The sequence below is a fragment of the Chitinophaga rupis genome (assembly GCF_900109685.1).
GTDB classification, from domain to species: Bacteria; Bacteroidota; Bacteroidia; order Chitinophagales; family Chitinophagaceae; genus Chitinophaga; species Chitinophaga rupis.
This window is the reverse complement of the sequence record NZ_FOBB01000004.1, coordinates 591518-612041: the sequence shown is the minus strand read 5'-3', so window position 1 is coordinate 612041 and position 20524 is coordinate 591518. Positions and strand designations below refer to the sequence as shown.

General features: G+C 48.4%; 18 protein-coding genes. 16 read left to right on the top strand and 2 right to left on the bottom strand.

The genetic code is table 11. The features are described 5' to 3' along the window. Positions 1-117: 117 nt before the first annotated feature. The 3 genes from pgmB to BMZ54_RS19265 all read left to right on the top strand — a co-directional run bounded on the left by pgmB (position 118) and on the right by BMZ54_RS19265 (position 4569). The gene (gene pgmB / locus BMZ54_RS19275) at positions 118-759 is read left to right on the top strand and encodes a beta-phosphoglucomutase (protein WP_089915600.1); all 642 of its coding nucleotides are present in this window, start codon (positions 118-120) and stop codon (positions 757-759) included. A 100-nt stretch (positions 760-859) separates the two neighbouring features. Next, positions 860-3187 (top strand): glycoside hydrolase family 65 protein, encoded by a 2328-nt coding sequence (locus BMZ54_RS19270; protein ID WP_089915597.1) that lies wholly within the window; start codon positions 860-862, stop codon positions 3185-3187. Continuing rightward, the gene (locus BMZ54_RS19265; RefSeq protein ID WP_202909294.1) at positions 3184-4569 is read left to right on the top strand and encodes an MFS transporter; all 1386 of its coding nucleotides are present in this window, start codon (positions 3184-3186) and stop codon (positions 4567-4569) included. The genes BMZ54_RS19270 and BMZ54_RS19265 overlap by 4 nt, the downstream gene beginning before the upstream one ends. 27 nt (positions 4570-4596) lie before the next feature. On the opposite strand, the gene BMZ54_RS19260 is transcribed toward BMZ54_RS19265, so the two are convergent. Next, positions 4597-4980, bottom strand: coding sequence for a nuclear transport factor 2 family protein (locus tag BMZ54_RS19260; RefSeq protein ID WP_238386622.1), 384 nt, complete (start codon positions 4978-4980; stop codon positions 4597-4599). A gap of 97 nt (positions 4981-5077) precedes the next feature. Between BMZ54_RS19260 and BMZ54_RS19255 the strand changes: the two genes are divergently transcribed. Further along, positions 5078-5956, top strand: coding sequence for a carbohydrate kinase family protein (locus tag BMZ54_RS19255; RefSeq protein ID WP_202909293.1), 879 nt, complete (start codon positions 5078-5080; stop codon positions 5954-5956). Here BMZ54_RS19255 and BMZ54_RS19250 read toward each other — a convergent pair. Beyond that, the gene (locus BMZ54_RS19250; RefSeq protein WP_162277607.1) at positions 5953-7926 is read right to left on the bottom strand and encodes a glycosyl hydrolase family 18 protein; all 1974 of its coding nucleotides are present in this window, start codon (positions 7924-7926) and stop codon (positions 5953-5955) included. The genes BMZ54_RS19255 and BMZ54_RS19250 overlap by 4 nt on opposite strands. 285 nt (positions 7927-8211) lie before the next feature. Between BMZ54_RS19250 and BMZ54_RS19245 the strand changes: the two genes are divergently transcribed. From BMZ54_RS19245 to BMZ54_RS19195, 12 genes are all read left to right on the top strand, one after another. Then, positions 8212-8784 carry a Pvc16 family protein gene (locus BMZ54_RS19245; RefSeq protein WP_089915586.1) on the top strand — a complete coding sequence of 191 codons (573 nt, stop codon included), beginning with the start codon at positions 8212-8214 and terminating at the stop codon, positions 8782-8784. A 28-nt stretch (positions 8785-8812) separates the two neighbouring features. Continuing rightward, entirely contained in the window at positions 8813-9637 is an 825-nt protein-coding gene (locus BMZ54_RS19240) for a hypothetical protein (RefSeq protein WP_089915583.1), read from the top strand. Between the two features lie 18 nt (positions 9638-9655). Next, complete coding sequence (locus BMZ54_RS19235; protein ID WP_089915581.1) at positions 9656-11158, top strand: phage tail sheath family protein; 1503 nt, start codon at positions 9656-9658, stop codon at positions 11156-11158. 140 nt (positions 11159-11298) lie between these two features. Beyond that, complete coding sequence (locus tag BMZ54_RS19230) at positions 11299-11787, top strand: phage tail protein (RefSeq protein ID WP_089915578.1); 489 nt, start codon at positions 11299-11301, stop codon at positions 11785-11787. 17 nt (positions 11788-11804) lie between these two features. Continuing rightward, complete coding sequence (locus BMZ54_RS19225; RefSeq protein WP_089915575.1) at positions 11805-12293, top strand: phage tail protein; 489 nt, start codon at positions 11805-11807, stop codon at positions 12291-12293. Between the two features lie 3 nt (positions 12294-12296). Continuing rightward, positions 12297-12467, top strand: a complete 171-nt coding sequence (locus tag BMZ54_RS32965; protein ID WP_156093020.1) for a DUF5908 family protein — start codon at positions 12297-12299, stop codon at positions 12465-12467. A gap of 12 nt (positions 12468-12479) precedes the next feature. After that, positions 12480-13172 carry a CIS tube protein gene (locus BMZ54_RS19220; protein WP_089915572.1) on the top strand — a complete coding sequence of 231 codons (693 nt, stop codon included), beginning with the start codon at positions 12480-12482 and terminating at the stop codon, positions 13170-13172. A 5-nt stretch (positions 13173-13177) separates the two neighbouring features. After that, complete coding sequence (vgrG, locus tag BMZ54_RS19215; protein ID WP_089915569.1) at positions 13178-14992, top strand: type VI secretion system tip protein VgrG; 1815 nt, start codon at positions 13178-13180, stop codon at positions 14990-14992. A 162-nt stretch (positions 14993-15154) separates the two neighbouring features. Continuing rightward, positions 15155-15457 (top strand): PAAR domain-containing protein, encoded by a 303-nt coding sequence (locus BMZ54_RS19210; protein WP_089915566.1) that lies wholly within the window; start codon positions 15155-15157, stop codon positions 15455-15457. 2 nt (positions 15458-15459) lie between these two features. Further along, positions 15460-15882, top strand: coding sequence for a GPW/gp25 family protein (locus tag BMZ54_RS19205; RefSeq protein ID WP_089915563.1), 423 nt, complete (start codon positions 15460-15462; stop codon positions 15880-15882). After that, positions 15879-19709 carry a hypothetical protein gene (locus BMZ54_RS19200; RefSeq protein ID WP_089915560.1) on the top strand — a complete coding sequence of 1277 codons (3831 nt, stop codon included), beginning with the start codon at positions 15879-15881 and terminating at the stop codon, positions 19707-19709. The genes BMZ54_RS19205 and BMZ54_RS19200 overlap by 4 nt, the downstream gene beginning before the upstream one ends. 12 nt (positions 19710-19721) lie before the next feature. Continuing rightward, the gene (locus tag BMZ54_RS19195) at positions 19722-20507 is read left to right on the top strand and encodes a hypothetical protein (protein ID WP_089915557.1); all 786 of its coding nucleotides are present in this window, start codon (positions 19722-19724) and stop codon (positions 20505-20507) included. The last annotated feature ends 17 nt before the right edge of the window (positions 20508-20524 follow it).

The following is a 20524-nucleotide window of genomic DNA, read 5'->3' as shown; positions in this document are numbered from 1 at the left end:
TCTGCTTTCAACATTGCACGTTAACAATAAAACATTAACAACAAAACACAGGCAGCTTTATGCTTTGCGCTTTCAGCTTTATGCCCCAGCGTTCAGCTTTCTGCCTTCAGCTTTCATATGATCCAAGCATGTATTTTTGATCTCGATGGGGTAATAGTAGATACAGCGGTGTATCACTATAAAGCCTGGAAGAAACTGGCCCGGGAGCTGGAATTTGATTTTACCGAAGAGCAGAACGAAAAGCTGAAAGGCATTAGCCGCATGCGTTCCCTGCAGCTGATCCTGGAATGGGGCGGGGTAGATAAAACGCCGCTGGAACAGCAGGAGCTGGCCACCCGCAAGAACGATTGGTATGTAGCTATGATCAACGGCATGACGCCGCAGGACATATTACCCGGCGTAGAAACATTCCTGCAGCAGGCACGGGCTGCCGGTTTAAGAACGGGATTAGGTTCTGCCAGTAAAAACGCAGGCCTCATCCTGGAAAGAACTGGTCTATTGCACTTGTTTGATGCAATCGTGGATGGCAATACCGTTACCGCATCCAAACCTGATCCCGAAGTATTTCTCCAATGCGCCAGACTATTAAATATAACACCCGCACATTGCGTGGTATTTGAGGATGCCATTGCCGGCATAGCAGCCGCCAAAGCCGCCGGCATGAAAGCCATTGGCATAGGGGATCCCATCACACTGCAAGACGCAGACGAAGTGATCCCCGGGTTAGATCATATGAGTATTGAAAAGCTTAAAGCATAAAGCTTAAAGCATAAAGGATAAAGCATAAAGCTGGAATGCAGCAAAACACAATAGGCTTTTTGCTTTCTGCTTTTTGCTTTCTGCTCCTAATAAAACGGACATGAAGAACTATATCAAAACAGATGAATGGAATATCATCGAAGAAGGATTTGATCCCCATCGCAATAAAATATCTGAAAGCCTTTTCAGTATTGGCAATGGCCGTATGGGCCAGCGCGCTAATTTTGAAGAGGCCTACTCCGGCGAAACACTGCCTGGCAACTATGTAGCCGGCGTGTATTACCCCGATAAAACCCGTGTGGGATGGTGGAAGAACGGTTATCCCGAATATTTTGCCAAAGTGCTGAATGCCGCCAACTGGATCGGTATAGATATACGTATAAATGATGAGGTGCTGGACCTGCACACCTGCACGGTAAGCAATTTCCGGCGGGTGCTGAATATGAAGGCCGGTTACCTGGAACGTTCCTTTACAGCCACGCTTAACAGCGGCAAACAGATACGCGTGCACGCACAACGTTTCTGCAGCATTGTAGATGATGAAGCAGGTGCCATCCGTTACCGCATTACCCCGCTGAACTTTGAGGGCCAGCTTACCATCACGCCTTTTATAGACGGTGATGTAAAGAACCAGGATGCTAACTACGATGAAAAATTCTGGGAAGAGGTAAGCCGTGAAGCTACCAGCCAGGGCTCTTTCCTGACCCTGCGCACTAAGAAAACAGGTTTTGATGTATGCACCGGCATGCAATTCAAAATTTGCAGGGAAGGAGTAGAAGTAGCATCTCCGGCTCTCCCGGTAGAAGCAGAGAAATATGTAGCCGGCCGTGTAGTGGTGTCCGTGAGTGCCAACCAGGAGATCACCATTTATAAATATGCCACTAATCTTTCTTCTGAAAATCATGCACGGGAAGATCTTACAGGCGCCTGCAAACAGCTGATAGCGCAGATCTACGCCAAGGGTTTCGACCGCATGCTGGAAGAGCAGGCCGCAGCATGGGCAGCCAAATGGCAGGAGAGTGATATTATCATCACCGGCGATGCTGCCGCGCAACAGGGGATCCGCTTCAATATTTTCCAGCTCAATCAAACTTACACCGGTGAAGATGCGCGCCTGAACATTGGCCCCAAAGGATTTACCGGTGAAAAATACGGCGGTGCATCTTATTGGGATACGGAAGCCTACTGCATTCCTTTTTACCTGGCCACGGCCGATCCGCAGGTAGCGCGCAACCTGTTGCTGTATCGTTACAATCACTTACCCAAAGCAATAGAGAATGCCGCCAAGCTGGGTTTCACCAACGGCGCTGCATTGTATCCCATGGTAACCATGAACGGGGAGGAGTGTCATAATGAATGGGAAATTACATTTGAAGAAATTCACCGCAATGCCGCGGTGGCATTTGCCATTTATAATTATACCCGCTACACCGGCGATACAACATACCTGGCAGACTATGGCCTGGAAGTCTTGATCGCTATCGCCCGCTTCTGGGCGCAGCGGGTGAACTGGAGCAGCGCCCGCAACCAGTATGTAATGCTGGGCGTAACAGGTCCCAATGAATATGAGAACAACGTGAACAATAACTGGTATACCAGCACCATGGCCGGCTGGTGCCTGGAATATACGCTGGATGCGCTGCATACAGTGCAGCGGCAGTGGCCGGAAAAGCTTGCCGCCGTTATTGCAGCTACAAAATTCCGCGCAAAGGAAGAAACAGCCCAGTGGCAGCACATCATTCAGAACCTGTATTACCCGGCAGATGAAACGCTGGGTATTTTCCTGCAGCAGGATGGTTACCTGGATAAAGAGCAGATCTTGGCCAGAGACCTGGACCCCGCACAGCGCCCGCTGAACCAGCATTGGAGCTGGGACCGCATTTTGCGTTCCTGTTTTATTAAACAGGCGGATGTGCTGCAGGGATTATATTTCCTGGAAGAGCGTTTTGATGAAGATACCATACGCCGCAACTTCGACTTTTATGAGCCGCGCACGGTGCATGAAAGCTCGCTCTCACCCTGCGTGCATGCTATTATTGCAGCAAAGCTGGGCGATGAGCAGCGCGCCTACGAGTTTTATCTGCGCACTTCCCGCCTTGACCTGGATGATTATAATAATGATACGGAAGACGGCCTGCACATCACTTCCATGGCCGGCACCTGGATGAGCGTGGTGGAAGGTTTTGCCGGTATGCGCGTACGCAACGGTCACCTGCATCTGGCACCATTCCTGCCGGCTAAATGGCAGTCCTTTGCCTTTAAGATCCGTTTCCGGGGCACCCTCTTAAAAGTGCAGGTAGATAAGCATGGCGTAAATATTTTCAATCAGTCAGATAAGGAAATAAGCGTGTACATTCACGATACTGCGTACATTGTAAAACCACAGGATTCAATTACAATTGCGAATTATCAACACCTCTCCTCATGAGTAAAGCATCACCAAAGCCTGCGCTTCGTTTACCGCAAATATGGAACATGAGCGTAGGTTTTTTAGGCATACAATTCGGTTTTGCCCTGCAAAATGGCAATGCCTCCCGTATCCTGCAAACCTTTGGGGCAGATGTGGAGCATTTGTCGTTATTCTGGCTGGCAGCACCGCTTACCGGCATGATCGTGCAACCCATCATCGGTCATTTCAGCGACCGTACCTGGAACCGCCTGGGACGCCGCAAGCCCTACTTCCTGTTTGGCGCGCTGGCCGCCGCATTAGCATTGATATTATTACCCAATGCCGGTGTTATTACCGCCTTGCTGCCGCCCATCTTAATAGGCGCCGGTATGCTCATGATCATGGATGCATCTATTAACGTAGCCATGGAACCTTTCCGTGCGCTGGTGGCCGATAACCTGCCGGATGCACAACGCAGTACCGGTTTTTCCGTACAAACATTTTTAATAGGCATAGGCGCAGTGGCAGGCTCCTGGCTGCCCTACCTGCTGGCGGAATACGGGCACATTGCTAAAACCGCCGCTCCGGGTGCAGTACCGGATAATGTGCGCTACTCTTTTTATATAGGTGCAGCAGTACTGGCCGGCGCTATTTTATGGACCATCTTCACTACCCGCGAATATTCACCGGAAGAGCATGCGCGTTTTAACCCGGAAGAGCCGGAGCGCAATACCGCCAAAGGCCTTACCGTTATCCTCAAAGATTTTGCGAACATGCCCCTGGCCATGCGGCAGCTTGGGCTTGTGCAGTTCTTTTCATGGTTTGCGCTGTTCTCTATGTGGGTGTTCACTACGCCGGCTATTGCGCAGCATGTGTACCAGGTATTACCCGGCGACACATCTTCCGTGAAGTTTGCAGATGCAGGTAACCAGGTATCTTTCCTGTTCGGTATTTACAACGGTGTCTCCGCCGTATATGCGTTATGTTTACCCACGCTGGTACGCTTAACCAGCCGCAAAACCACGCATGCCTTATCCCTGGCATTGGGCGGTATCAGCCTCATATGGATCTATTTTATTCACACGCCGGGTTGGCTCATCTGCCCTATGATCGGCATCGGGCTGGCCTGGGGCAGCATCCTCTCCATGCCCTATGCCATGCTGTCCAGCGTGTTGCCGGTACAAAAAATGGGTGTGTACATGGGCATCTTTAATTTCTTCATCACCTTTCCACAAATTGTAAATGGTTTATTAGGTGGTTTAATTGTGAAATATATTTTCGCTGGCCAGGCCATTTATGCGCTCACCATGGCAGGGGTGTGTATGTTGTGCGGGGCAATAGCGGTATTATCTGTAAAGGATGGAGAGCGCTCCCTGCTGAAAATAAAAAGCACCCGTACAGATGCTGCACGGGCGCTGTGATATGAATGCGGGGTGAATCCTGCGTTACTACATAAAGAATTGTTCTGATATAATTTTTCCGTCCTTTACCTCGTACACACAAAGCTCAGACATTTTCATGCGTCCCTTTTGTTTCATAGTAATGTCCATGGTCATGGATAAAGCAAAACTGTTCTCTGCAAAAACGGGGTCGCTGATATCAACACCGCCGTGCATGGCTTCAACCATCGACTGAAATTTTTCTCCTTTCTCTATTATCTTGTCCAATCCCTTTGTTTCCTTTTCAAAATCATCCGTAGCATATGGTTCAATGCTTACGGCATCCTTTGCAAACAATTCCTTTTGTGCAGTTTCAAAATCACCTTTCCTGCAAAGCTCTGCCAGGCGGGCGGCGATGGCCCTCGTGGTCATGGTGGAAGTTGCTGTTGTCATGGTAAGTGGTTTTTATAGTTATAATAACACAAAATTACGGCCATATATTTAAAGTATGGTGTAGTTATCATGTACACTTTTTAATAACTTCATACTTATGTATAATATTATATGTTTTGGCGAAATGCTGTGGGATGTGTTGCCACAGAAGGAATTACCCGGTGGGGCGCCTATGAATGCGGCCTACCACCTGCAAAAACAGGGACAGCAGGTAGCAGTGATCTCGAAAGTGGGAAAAGATAGTTATGGTGAACGGCTGCTCACACTGCTAAAAGACAACGGTATTACAACAGATTACGTGCAGCAGGATGCGCTGCAGCCCACTGGCAAAGTGCTGGCGCAGCCCATTGGAGAGCATGATGTACAGTATAACATCCTGTTTCCTGTAGCCTGGGATTTTATTGAATGGCAGCCCGCATTGGGCGTTTTGCTGCAGCAGGCGCAATACCTGGTGTTTGGCAGTTTGGCTGCGCGCAATGAGGTATCCCGTAACACCTTACAAAAACTATTGAACTGGAAAATAAAGAAGGTGCTGGATATTAACCTGCGCCCTCCGCACTATAGCCCGGAACAAATTAAAGACCTGTTGAAACAGTGTGATATTTTAAAATTAAACGCCTCAGAATTGCAGCTCATCAGCAGCTGGTATGGCGCTTTCTCCACAGCTGAGGAACAAGTACGCATTATTGCCCGCGAGTTTAATATACACACCATCGTTGTTACCATGGGCGCCAGTGGTGCGTTGCTGTATATGAATGATCGTTTTTACACGCATCCCGGCTTTCGTGTAAAAGTAGCAGATACCATTGGCAGCGGAGATGCATTCCTGGCAGGCTTTCTCAGTAGTTTGATCAAAGGCCGCACACCGGAGGAATGTTTAACCATTGCCAATGCTACTGGCGCATTGGTGGCATCCCGCTCCGGCGGTTGCCCGCCATACAACCTGGGGGAAATAGCCGCCCTGATGGAAGCTTAAGGCACTTCATCTCTTTGCAGTAAGGGCAGCAGCAGAAAACGGGTAGCTACAATGCCCACTGCAAAACCAATGGCCAGGATGATCAGTAAAGTATTCAGCGGCACGCTGTGGCATTGCGCAGGATTATCGCTGATACCCAGCCAGGGCAATTTTTTACTGAGGAAGATGGCCATAGCTGCAGCAATAATAAACAGGTTCACCAGCACTATTAATAATATAAGCACTTTCTTTTTCAGTTCCCATCCGTCACCATTATCACGTATGCCGCCAATGTAAAAAACAGTAAGCGTTACCACCAGTCCAAAAAGTAAGATGGCAGCATACATAAAATAGGTTTCGCCCACATAGTCGGTTGTTTTTACGCTGCAGGGGTCGCGGAACATACGGCGGTAAGCATTCAGCTCACGTTTTATTTTTTGCCAGAAGGTAAGGTGTACGGGTAGGGGAGGGGTAAGCCTTATGGTATCCAGGAACACGGTGTCCGGCACTACAAATTTTGCGCTCAGCTCATCCCACAGGTCTGCGTAGCCGTCGTCTGCACCCAGTGTCCACAGCGCTACACCACCCAGGTTATTATTTAATACATAATCATATTTAGGTCCCAGGGTGCTGGCATCATCAAACCATATTTCTGAGGTCACATCACCAACATCATTTTTTTCTTCAATAAAAGCAGATTCCGAAATCTCATCATACATAGCAATAGTATCTGAGGGGTATCGCTTTTTAATATCATGATAGCTGATGTAATTACTAAAGCCATCCGGTTTACCGTTTGCGCCTTTCTTCCATACTGCACCATAATAAGGTAACAGCAGCACAAACTTGGCCGGCGGAATATCGCGCTGCAGGTAGCGGGAAACCGAAGCGTCAATAGCTTGTGCAGGGCTGCCTTTCAGCGGCGCCAGTGCGCCGGCGATATTACCACTGGCACGGGTAAGATCTATCAGGAAAAAAGTAACGGAAGCATTCAGGGCCTGCAGGTCATACGCCAGCTCTTTATCAAAAGCGGGTACCACCACGTTCACGGTATACCCGGCATTAAAGCTATGCAGATGGCTATACAGCAGCTGTATAAAATCAGTAAAAGCCTGCCGTTGTTTTTTATTTACCTGCTGAAAATAAATGGTTACCCCCCGGGCATGTTTTTGTTCTAATAAGCCGGCCAGTGTATCAGCAAATATCAGCTGCACATCTTCATGCTGTAACAGGGCTGAAGTGTTGGAGGCGCTTTTGTCAGATATGATCAGCTGAATGCTGCAGCCCGCTGCGCTGGCGGCCTCCATGGCTTTCAGGCTGTCTGTGTTAAAGCTGGCTTTTAATCTTCCTGTGATACCATCCACCGTATATCCTAAAAAGCTGAAGGTAGTAAGCGCGCTGAAATTATAGTTCAGGTATTTATCCTCCATCCAGTAGGGATGAATGCCCATCACGTTCACCTTTTGAGTAAGGTTAAGGGTATAGCGTATGCCGGTGCTGTCGTTCAGGTGCAGTGTATCTATTTTATCACCCGGACGTCCGTAAATAGCGCGGATGGTTTTTAACTGCTCCTGTTTGACTTTCTCTGCATCGGCCAGGTCTGTTTTCTGTTGCAGGATGGGCAGCATTTTATTTACAAGTGAGTTAAGGTCATTCTCTGGTGATGCAGCTGCCGTATCTTTTTTTACAGGCACCGTGTCTTTAGGCGGAGGCGGTACGCGGCAACAGCTTCCCATGGTGCCTATAAGCACTACCAGGGAATCAAAATGCTGGTTCTCTGTTTTGGAGAGCTGCTCATTCAGCAGCTGTATATCATGTGCAGTCACTACCAGCGAATCCGCCAGTATCTGGTTAATGATGCTGATCACACGTTCCTGTTCGCGCGCTCTTGCATTCTTTGTGAATTTAAATGCGTTCAGTATCTTCTTGATCAGTTTAGCCTTAACAGCAGTGTCCTTGGGCATTTCAGGCTTACTAACCTTATCGGGCATCTGAAGTTTTTGACCATAGGCATAAGGAGCGCATATATTAAGTATAATAAATACAAACAGGGAACCGGTTAATTTTCTGAGGGAGCACATAGGGCTGAGTGTATATAAAAAATACGAGAATAAAATTTTAAAGAAAAATTTTTATTTAAATTTTTAGCAACTATCTTGTGTGTGGAATAATTATTTAATAGGACTGCAGCCCTAACAACTCAACTTAACCAAATTACAACTTTAACTTAACAATCCACCTTACCTAGCTGTCATTTTAGACAGAAAATTAAATGAATGATCTATGAGACCTTGATCTGCATTACAGAAGAAATTAATAACAACTTTAAAAGAAAGCTACAAACAAACGAAGAAAAAGTGATCTTATCCGGTATTGTGAACCAGGATGGTTCTATTGCAATACAAGGAGAGAATAAGATTGTTGTCACATTGTTGAATGTAGAGAAAGACACTGTTGGTAAAAGCAGCGCCGGAGCCGTTCCGGGCGTAACTATCCCGAACACAGCCCCCGCTGTGAATATCAATTTATATGTGTTGTTTTCCGCCTATTTCAGCAGTGCCAATTACCATGAAGCTCTCAGGTTTCTATCCTTTGTAGTCGCTTACTTTCAATCTAAGAATGTTTTTACCCGGGCCAATACTCCCTCAATGGATCCCCGCATCGGAAAGCTGATCTTTGAGATGGAAAGTCCCGGGGCAGATAAGCTGAACAATATATGGACCACACTGGGAGCTAAGTATATGCCTTCTGTAGTGTACAAGATCCGTATGTTATCCTTTGATGATTCTATTATAAAAGAATACAGGCCTTCCGTTACCGGTACAGAAGGACGCGTAGGACCTGCATGACCAAACTCAAGCCCGGAAACAAATACAGGTGAAATATGAAATATTAACCGCTGTATTTTACCGTCATACTTTTTTCACAGGCCCCGGTTACGATGGGATCATCACGCGTGCAACCGCATCCGCAGCACAATACCTGCTCCGGCATGGTTTGTTATTCAAACCACTGCGGGATGGTTTTATGTTGCTGTATGGTGCGCAGCAGGCGGGGAACCAGCGTAGCAGGGATGTTGTGCTGAAAGAAAATTTCACGTTGGAATTTAATCTGTTCCTTACAGATCACCTGTTCTATAACTATACCCAGGTGAATGTGCCGGATATTACCAGCACGGTTTTCTTTTTCAGTAATGATGCGCAGTCTGCCGAAGGTGTGCTACACCGGGCCGGCTATGTAAGCACACAGGACCTGCGGGCGGTAAGTACCTTGCAGGAACAGTTTTTTACAAAGCCTTTTGGAAGAATAGCGTTGCAGATAGATGAAAAGCTGCAGTCATCTTATCAGATCCGCTTTTCTGCCAGGGCCAGCCGTTGGTGCTATTTTTTAATGAGCGAAGGATTGCAGGCGCTTTCCCGCCCTGCCGTGATCAGTACTAACGGGAACGGCTACTTCGGTGTGCCACAATTGGTTACTTTGCCGGACAAGGGCGAAGTACCCGTATTTATATCCCAGGTTCCTGTACCGTTAGGGAATGCAAACAATACCGTTTTTCAGCTGGTAGATTATTCCACTGCCGGCGATGATAAATATAAAGTGATCATATCCGCATTGCCGGCGCCGGAAATGGGCCGGATCTCCAATGCGGCCGCTGCCTTTTATGAAAGCGGGTTTGAATACGCAGAAATATTTTTATACTAATCTCAAAAAACCACACAAATGGCTTCAACACTCATGACCCCTGGGGTTTACATTGAGGAAAAGAATGCATTTCCCAGTTCCATCACTGCCGTGGCAACCGCCGTACCCGTGTTTATCGGGTACACGCAAAAGGCCGAACGGAACGGGAAATCACTGGTCCACAAGCCCACCAGGATCACTTCCTTCGCAGAATTCCTGGAAAACTTCGGCAGCAGCTTTAAACCTAAGTTCACACTGGCAGAGCCTGATCCAAAGGTGAAACAGGAAACTTTCCGCATCAACGGCAAAGCTTCCATCGTAAAGATCAATGACAAGAACACTGCTTACCTGTATAGCAGCATCCGCCTGTTTTACGCCAATGGAGGCAGCATTTGTTATATTCTATCAGTAGGCACTTATGAAGATAAGCCCGATGGATTTGATATCAGCGCCGATGACTTTATTGGCTCAGATTCAAAACCCAACGTGTTCTCCCTTCTGGAAAAAGAACCGGAGCCAACCCTGGTAGTAATGCCGGATGCTATTGCATTGGGCGAAGATTGTTATACCTCCGTTTATACACAGGTGCTGAATCATTGTGCCGGTATGCAAAGCCGTTTTGGCATTTTTGACCTGGTAAAACAATTACCTGCAGATACGACTGATACCATTGTTACTGCCTTCCGTGAAAAGATAGGCATCAACTTCCTGAACTATGGCGCCGCCTATTATCCCTGGCTGAAAACCGGTGTGGTACAGCCGGATGAGCTGAGCTTTGAGAATCTGGATGCGTCTGTAGACCTGGAAGCTTTATTGCCGGAACCTGCTGCCACCATTATCATAAAGAAGTTTAAGGAAAGCGCTAACCCTGACAGCAGTACGAAAAAGAATTACCACCAGTCCCTGAAAGCAGCCAGCCCAACGTATGTGCATATACTGGAAGAGATCCGCAATACGCTGAACGAGCTGCCGCCCAGCGGCGCTATGGCAGGCATTTACACCACGGTAGACAGCAGCCGCGGCGTATGGAAAGCGCCGGCCAATGTATCTGTAAGCCTGGTGAATGCCCCTTCTGTAAATATCTCTAACGAAGAGCAGCAAAGCCTGAACGTAGATATTATTGCCGGTAAATCCATCAATGTGATCCGTCCTTTCCCCGGTGTAGGTACACTGGTATGGGGCGCCAGAACACTGGACGGTAACAGCCTGGACTGGCGTTACATTAACGTACGCCGCACGCTGATCATGATTGAGCAATCCGTTAAGCTGGCTACCCGTACCTATGTATTTGAACCCAATGATGCAGCCACCTGGATCTCGCTCAAAACCATGATCAGCAACTTCCTGGAAAACCTCTGGAAACAGGGGGCGCTGGCCGGTGCAGCGCCAGGACAGGCATTTGACGTGCAGGTAGGTTTAGGCGCCACCATGACTCCGCAGGACATCCTCGACGGCGTTATGCTGGTGACCGTTAAAGTAGCCTTATCACGCCCTGCGGAATTTATCGTCATCACATTCCAGCAGCAAATGCAACAAAGCTAAGAGCTAAAAGCGCAAAGCATAAAGCATAAAGCATAAAGCACAAAGGATAAAGCCCTCTACGCTGCATTAAAGCTTTTTGCTTTCTGCTTTCAGCTTTCTGCTTCATCCCAATTGAATAACTCGTTATTAAACTCATCGTTATGGCAGATTTAAAAACAGACGGTTCTACCCAGTCGGCCAACATATGGCCATTAGTGAAATTTTCCTTCAAGGTAATGTGGGATAAAGATGAAATTATTTTCCAGGAAGTAAGCGGCCTCTCCTCCGAGACACAGGTGATCGAATATCGCGGTGGTAGCAGTAAAACCTTTTCCACCGTGAAAATGCCGGGTATTCAGAAGTTTAATAACATCACCTTCAAAAAAGGTACGTTCCAGAACGATTCTACTTTGTGGACTAAGTATGTAGGTAAAGATGGCGGTATAAAAATGAATACCATCCCACGTGCAAGTGTTACCATCAGCCTGTTGGATGAAACCGGCCAGATAGCCATGAGCTGGTCTTTGCTCAATGCCTTCCCGGTGAAGATGCAGGTAACCGATATGAAATCCGATGCCAACGAGGCCGCCATTGAAACCATGGAAGTGGCGCATGAAGGCTTAATGCTCATCTTACCGGCCATCACCTGATCATAAAAACATAGCAGATGCCTGATCCTTCACCATCGCCTCCGTCTGGAGGCGCTTCATCAGCGTCGCTTCCTTACTATCCGCCCTGGAGTTTTTATTTCAGTGTAGTGGTAGAAGGATTTACCGGCGCCAATGAAGGCAGCTTCCAGGAAGTGAGCGGCCTTTCCGTGAAAATGTCGCCAATGGAAGTAAAGGAGGGAGGGGAGAACCGGTTTTCACGCCGGTTGCCCGTTCCTCCCAAATATGAGAACCTGGTGCTGAAACGCGGTATGCTCATAGGCTCTGAGCTCACCAGGTGGGTGCAGACCAGTCTTACGCAGTTCAGCTTTACACCTGCCACCGTAACATTGAACCTCCTGAGTGGAGATGGTAGCATCCTGTCCACCTGGAGCTTTTCCAATGCTTACCCGGTAGCGTTAAAGGTCTCTGATTTCAAAGCGCAGGATAATAGCATAGTGGTAGAAACACTGGAGCTGGCCTTCGATTATTTTCAGCAAACAAAATAAGCCATGCCACTCGAAATACGCGAGTTGATCATCAAAGTAACCATTGAAGAACACGCACCCAAAGCGGTTAGCAACAGCATCGGCAGCAGGGAGCTGCAGGTGCTGAAAGAAAAGATCGTGCGGGAGTGTATGGATAAGCTGATCAGCAACATGGACAATTTATCAGTAAGGTAAACATAGGAGCAAATGCCGGATCCCGGAACACCCACAGCAGGAACACTTGTTAAATTATTAATACAGGGCTATTCGGAGCCTACCGCCACTTCGGGGCTGGTAGGCTCCATCAGCGCCGTCATTAACCCGGAAACCTATACGCTGAGCTATAATATTGCGTATGAGCAGGCAAAGACCTTAGGCGCTTCTGCACCCACGGAAATATTTACCCGCATGTCATCAGGCGATTTTGACCTGGAGCTGCTGGCAGATGGTACCGGGGTAGTGCCGCTGCCCGCGGGCGTTTCTTCCGTAGATAACTATGTTCAGCAGATGATGGATATCGTGTACGATTACCAGGGCGATGTACACCGCCCCAACTACCTGCGCATCACCTGGGGAGAACAGGTATTCACCGGCGTATGTAAGAATATAACGGTGAAGTATACCCTATTCACTCCCGGAGGCGCTGCCCTGCGGGCGCTGGTTAAGCTCAAGCTGTCGGAATCTATACCGCTTTCAACAAAAACGCAGCAGGCCCGCAGAAGCTCCCCGGATCTTACCCATATGCGTACCGTTAAAGCAGGTGATACGCTGCCTTTAATGACCTACCGCATTTACGGAGAAGCTTTTCACTACATGGAAGTAGCGCGGGTGAACGGTTTAAACAGCATACACGCTATTAAACCCGGCGATGAGTTGTACTTCCCTCCATTAAAGAAATAAACTGAATGGCAGCCACGAGTCCCACAAACGTACAGGACCCTACCTTACGTGTAACCGTTACCGCTAATGGTAAAGACATACAGGACCTGTATCCGATCCTATCCGTGCGGGTACATCATGAGATCAACAGGATCTCTTACGCTGAAGTTGTGATCCTGGATGGTACAACTTCAGAAACCCAATCCGGTGTGGCCGGTGATTTCCCCGCCAGCGACAGCGCTTATTTTGTTCCCGGCGCTACGCTGGTTATCACCGCCGGTTACGGGCTGGTAGCAGGTACGCAGATCTTTACCGGCATCATCGTAAAGCAATCCATACAGGCCAATGAAAGCGGCACGTTCTCACTCACCGTTACCTGTAAGCACAGCGCAGTGAAAATGACCATCAATAAAAAAGATGCCGTGTTCGCGAACCAGACAGACAGCGCAATTATGTCTACCCTGGTCGGCAACAGCGGCCTTTCTGCTACTGTTACCGCCACTACAGATGTAAATGAGCTGATGTTTCAGAAGTTTGCAACAGACTGGGATTTTTTACTGGCCCGTGCAGAGTTCAATGGTTACCTGGTATCCCTGAAAGATGATCAGATAATAGTAGGTCCGCCGCAGGTATCCGGTTCCGCAGTGTTGATGGTGGCCTTTGGAGAATCCATCAACAGCTTTCATGCAGAGCTGAATGCAGAAAAGCAGCCCGCATCATTGTCCGCATCTGCCTGGGATCCGCAAACACTCGCCCTACTGGAATCCAGCGCCACAGAGCCCACCTTGAATGAGCAGGGTAATCCCGCGCCCAAAGCCATGGGCAGCCTGTTGCAGGAAACGCCTTTGCAGCTGGTAGCCAATACTCCTTTAACACAGGCCGAGCTGAAAACCTGGGCTGACAGCGCCTTGCTGCGCCTGCGTTTACAGGCCGTCCGCGGCAAAGTATCCTTTATGGGAAATGCCACCGTATTACCCAATACGCTCATAGAACTATCGGGCGTAGGCACCCGCTTTGACGGTACTGCCTATGTAACCGCTGTTACGCATGAAATGAAGGACGGGGAATGGGAAACCCATGTGAAGTTCGGGCTGGATAGTACGCCCATCTATGAAAAGAACAACTTTACCTATTTCCCCGCAAACGGCCAGCTGCCTGCTATGCAGGGCTTACAGCTGGGAGAGGTGATGAGCATTTCCATGGATCCCGGCGCTGAGTACCGGGTGCAGGTAAAGCTGGCATCCACCGCTACCGGGCAAACCGGTACCTGGGCGCGGCTGGGAAATTTATATGCCACCTCCAATGCAGGCGATATTTTTTTTCCGGAAATAGGAGATGAGGTGGTAGTAGGTTTTGTGGAGAACGATCCGCGCTATCCCATCATCTTAGGCAGTTTGTACAGCAAAGGCAAAGTGCCGCCCGTAGTGCCTGCAGACAATAACAACTATACAAAGGCCATCTATACCAAAAGCCAGTTAAAGGTAACGTTTGATGATATGAATAAAGTGATCACCATTGCCACACCCGGCGGTAACACCATTACCATGAGCGATACTGCCATGGGCATACAGATCACGGATATGAACCAGAACACTATTAAAACATCTGCTTCCGGAATAGAGATCACCAGCGTAGCAAATATGACCCTGCAGGCCACCGGCACTATTACGCTGAATGGCACCGGCGGGGTAAATGTTACTACACCGGCCAACGTAGCCGTAAGTGGTATGAACATCGCCAATACCGCCACCACAGCCTTTGCTGCCACCGGTACCAGCACTGCGCAGCTCACATCCGGCGGCGTGGTAACGGTGCTGGGCGCAACAGTGATGATAAATTAATTGCGAATTATTTAATTACGAATTACGAATTAAGTACTTCACATACGCTTGTAATTCGCATTTGTAATCATAATTCATAATTGAAAATTCATAATTAGACTGTAATACAACATAATTGAAGAACACAATTCGTAATTCGTAATTAAATAATTCGTAATTCTCATGGGCCAACCTGCCGCTCGCCTCACCGATATGCACACCTGCCCGATGGTAACACCGGGCCTGCCGCCCATTCCGCATGTAGGCGGTCCCGTTATAGGGCCGGGCATGCCCAATGTGCTCATAGGCATGCTGCCCGCAGCTGCCCTGGGCGATATGCTTACCTGCGTAGGCCCGCCGGATAGCATTGTCAAGGGCTCCGCAACAGTGCTCATCGGCGGCCGTCCCGCCGCCCGCATGGGTGATCTGACAGCGCATGGCGGTGTAATTGTAACCGGTTTTCCCACCGTATTAATAGGAGGATAAAGATGGCAAAGGAAATACAATCTTTTTTAGGCACCGGCTGGAGCTTTCCACCCTCCTTCGATAAGCTGGATGCCAGTGTGCAAATGGTGTCGGATGTAATGGATATTGAAGAAAGCATCCGCATCATACTCAGCACCATACCCGGCGAGCGCCTGATGCAGCCGGACTTTGGATGCGATATAAAAAGGCTGGTGTTTGAAATAGCCGATTCCCGCATGATCAGTGAGCTGAATCATATTATTTACCACGCCCTGTTAAAATATGAACCGCGCATTAAGTTCATAGATGCCGTGGTGGCAGACAGAAGCCAGGATATGGGCGCACTGTTCATGCAGATCACCTACAGCATTATAGCCACTAACACAAGACATAATATGGTATATCCCTTCTACTACCTGGAAGGTACCAACATTAGCGACGGATGAGCAACTTTTTTGAACATATACAGGACGGTATCAGTCAGTTGGAAAGGCAGTTGGAGGCCCTGGTACCGGACTATGTGAAAGTGGATGACAGGTCGTCGCATGAGCTGCTGCAGCTGCTCACACACATTGCCACCCAGTTTAACTACTACAATTTTCACAACCAGGTAGAAGGCACCTGGGAAGAATTTTTTCATGCCGACCTGCTGGTGATGCTCATCACCGCCAGCGCGCTTGACTTTACACACTATGAAGCCTCGTTCCTGCGCATCCGCGAAAACCTGAACAATGCGGAGAATGATGATGAGCTGTTCGATCATACACAAGCCCTGTTCCTGTTACTGTACGACATTGGCATTGTGCTCATGGATGTGCTGCAGAAATTGCGGCAGGCCGATAAAACATACGCTGTCTGGCATTACATAGAGCAGGTAATGGATATCCTGGAAGATGACATGACCCGCCTGCACCGTTTTGAATACCAGGTGATCAGCTTATTTCCCCGGCAGGTAGCCTTACATGAGCACCGCGTACGCCCCCTGGAAATGACGCATACCCTGCGCCGCCTTTACAGCCGCGCATTCAATAACCCCGGTGAAGGCACAGAAGTGTTTGAAGGATTTTATTCCCTGAATACATTGTATGATAACCTGCGTACCAAATTTTACCAGGTATCCAGCTCCGCCGGTTATTATTTAAGGAATCAGCTGGCAGAGATGCAGCATACCCCGCATATGGGCCTGCTGCTGGCGTTTATAGAGCTCTATAAACACCTGCAGGAGCAGATCAATAAGCTCCCCAAACGGCATCTTGATTTTTATTACCGGCAGGTGCTGGGCATCCGGTCATTACCCGCCGTACCCGACCGGGTACATATTTTCGTAGAGCCGGTGCCGGTAGCCCATAACTTCACTATAGAAAAAGGGCAGGTGCTGCTGGCAGCCACCAATGTACGTAAAGAGCCGCTGCCCTACGTTTTGCAGGATGCGGTAAAGGTGCATAACATAAAGATCATGGGCCTGTATAGCCTGTATGTAAGTGATTATGTGCAGATAGCCGCGCCCACGCTGCAGCTGCGCGATATCCGCGAAGCGCAGCCCTACCTGGCCGTGCATCCAATAACGCCCGCGGCAGATTATCAGAAAGAAGGTACGGTCATTAAACCCTGGCTGCTGCTGGGAGAGGACCAGCATGATGTTTCAGACTCACGCCGTACCATGGAAGATACCAATGTTGGTTTTATCATTGGCTCGCCGGTAATGTACCTGAAAGATGGCTACCGGCAGGTGCATGTAAAGCTCTATTTTGAGCCGGACACTTTCAGCGGGTTTGTAGCCTATGTGCAGAACTTTGCCAAAGTATCCAACCGCAGTGAATCCGTAGTGCTCACGCAGCTGCTGGCCGGCGCCTTCCTGCTGTATTACACGGCGCCCGATGCATGGGAGCCCATTCCGCGTTTTAGTGTAAAAAGCAGCATAACGGAGCTTACGGATAACAGCCTGGAAATTTTCTTTGCACTGGACCCTACTGACAAACCCTGGGGCGTATATGATGAAAAAGCACATGGAGGCGGGCTAAGCTCAAAGCGGCCCTTCTTAAAAGTGTTGCTGAACAATACCAGCTTTCACCATGCTTACAGCTACCTGCGGCCAATGCTGCTGGAACGTGTATGCGTAAAAGTGAATGTAACCGGCCATAGATATTTTAAAATGCAGAATAACATAGGGCCGGTAAGCGCAGACAGCTCCTTTCTATTGTTTGGGCCGCAGCCTTATGTAGGCTCTTTCCTGGATATTCGTAACAGTAACATCTTTAACCGCTTTACACGCAACTTTACTATTAACCTGGAGTGGCTGAACCTGCCCCGGCACGAGACCGGCTTTGATGCCTATTATCTCGGCTATGACGCGGGCATGCAGAACGAGGCATTTAAAATAGGCATCAGCAGCTTAAGTAACGGACTGTATTTTCCGGAACGGCAAAACCAGCAAAACCTGAACCTGTTTCAAACCACCCGCGACCGGGAAGGGAAAATTTATTTATCAGAAAATACAGTGCTGCAGAATGTGGATTTCACCAGGCTGTCATTTCCCAATGATATGTTGCTGGCGGAAGAATGGCAGCCGGATATTTCGTTATACAAGGAAGGCGCTATCCGGCTGGAGCTCTTGTCACCGTCTGAAGCCTTTGGCCATCGCCTGTTCTCACAGATCTTCCCGGAAGTGATCATGAGCAATGCGCAAAAAAGTCTTCTCCCGAAAAAGAAAATACCGGTCCCTAACCTGCCTTACCTGCCTATTGTTAAATCCATTTCCATTAATTATACGCTGGAACATATGGAAGCCCTCAAATCTGTACAAACAGATCAGCAGGGCGATGGGCTGGAAGTATACCAGGTGCTGCCCTACGGTTACCGCAAAACCTATCCCGTACCCAATAATACTACTTTTGCGCTGGTACCGGTAGCAGAAGATATGGGCAACCTGTTCATAGGTTTCAACCGCCTGTATCCCAATGAAGAGCTGTCTTTGCTTTTCCAGCTGGAAGAAAAACATTACAGTGATACCGCCGTTGGCATCACCCCCTTAAAATGGAGCCACTTAAACAATAACCGCTGGCTGCCTTTTGAAAGAACGCAGTTGTTGTCGGATGATACGAACAACCTGCTGAAAAGCGGCATCATTAAGATACGTGTACCTGATAACATCAGCAACGGCAGTACCATGCTGCCCCCGGAACTTTTCTGGATCAGGATCTCCGCAAGCCAGGTTACCGGCGCCAATCCCAGGGTAATAGGCATTTTTCCCAACGCCGTAGTAGCGGAAAGGCAGCTGGAAGGCGATGGCCAAAGCCTGAATGAAACATTGTCCATTGATCCTTTCTCCATCAAAAAATTTCAAACAGATATAAAAACCATCCAGCAGGTATGGCAGCCATTTCCATCTTTTGGCGGCCGGCAAAAGGAAACGGAAATGCAGTATTATACCCGCGTAAGCGAGCGCCTGCGGCATAAGCAAAGGCCGGTGCTGAGTTTTGATGTTGCACAGATCCTGCTGCAGGAATTTCCGGAGCTGCTGATCGTAAAATGTTTGCCCATTGATGCAAACCGTATGAAGCATATGCCGGAGCAGCCGGATGTAAGCATTATAGTGGTTCCAGCCCCACCCAGGAACAGCAGCGGGCAGTTCAACACCCTGGAACCAAAGGTAGACCTGGCCACGCTGTACCGCATACAGGCCTTTGTGCAAAAAAAGATGTCGCCTTTTGTAAAGGCAGAGATCAGGAACCCGGTGTATGAACGCATAAAAGTAGTATGTAAGATCCGGTTCACACCCACGGATAATAACTACAACGATAACCTGTACCTGCAAAAGCTGCAGGAAGATATCAAACAATACCTTTGCCCATGGCTGTTTAATACCGTTAATGATTTTAAGATAGGCACCGTGTTATACCGTTCGGAAATGCTGAACTTCATTAACCGCCTGCCTTACGTGAATTATGTTACCGGCTTTTCACTGGTGCACTTTTATTATGAAAAGAACCCGCGCAATGGGCAGGTAATAGGCCGCATTACAGATACCGCTTTGGAAGAGGTACCCTTTATCCGCGCCTCCGTACCGGAAGGGGTGCTCATTCCTTCTGATGAGCATTTGATCACAGTGCTGGAAGCGTCTTTGTATGAAGATCCGCAGGCCCTGGGTATCGACGGATTGCTGGTAAGCAATGAGCTGCTGGTAGGTAAGGAGGCAGATGCTGGTCCACCGCCGCAGCATGGCAGCGCGCCTTTTGATGAAGAAATGCTCACAATTAGTATTCAACCCAAATAAATCCGGTTCATTATGGACACTAAACAAAATAAAAAAATGTATGGGCGCGAAGAGCTCAAACAATATTTCAGGAACGGGAGAATGCCTACAGAAAATCACTTCGGCTATTTGATCGATTCCACGATCAATAAACAGGAAGATGGCTTTTCCAAGGATGAAGAAAATGGATTGCTCATATCCACCCTGGGTGGCTCTAAAAGGCTGGTCTCTTTTTACCGCGCCACAGACGACCTGGAACCTTTTTTCATGATGGAAAAAGATGAGCAGGAATATCCCAGCCTGCGCCTGCAGCCAAATCCTGGAGAAAGCGGACAAAAGGAGCAGGATGAAAAAGCCTTTTTCTTTCATATGGATGGAAAGCTGGGCCTGGGCAAAAAATGTGATCCTAACTTTAAAGTAGATATCAACGGTTTTGCCGGCATGGAAGGCCGGGTAGGCACTTACAAGGTAGGCAAGATCCCGGCAGATGGGAAATGGTACCCCATTTTACAGGAGCTGGATAACTGCCAGGCCTTTGAAATAGTAGCGCGCACCGGTTTAAAACATGCAGGCCGCCATGCAATGATGCATGCCTATGCGCTCAGCACCTTTGGCGGGAACCGCAATAAGATCCGCCAGGAATGCGCCTATTACGGCTTTTGCTGGAATAAGATCAAGCTGCGCTGGAAAGGCCGTACGCATAACTATGCCCTGCAGCTGCGTACCAACAGCAATTACGGCCCGGGAGTAGAAATTTATTACCGCATTACCCGCCTTTGGGCAGATGATGTTTTTATGCCAAACGAATACTATTACTAACAGGCAGCAAACCATCC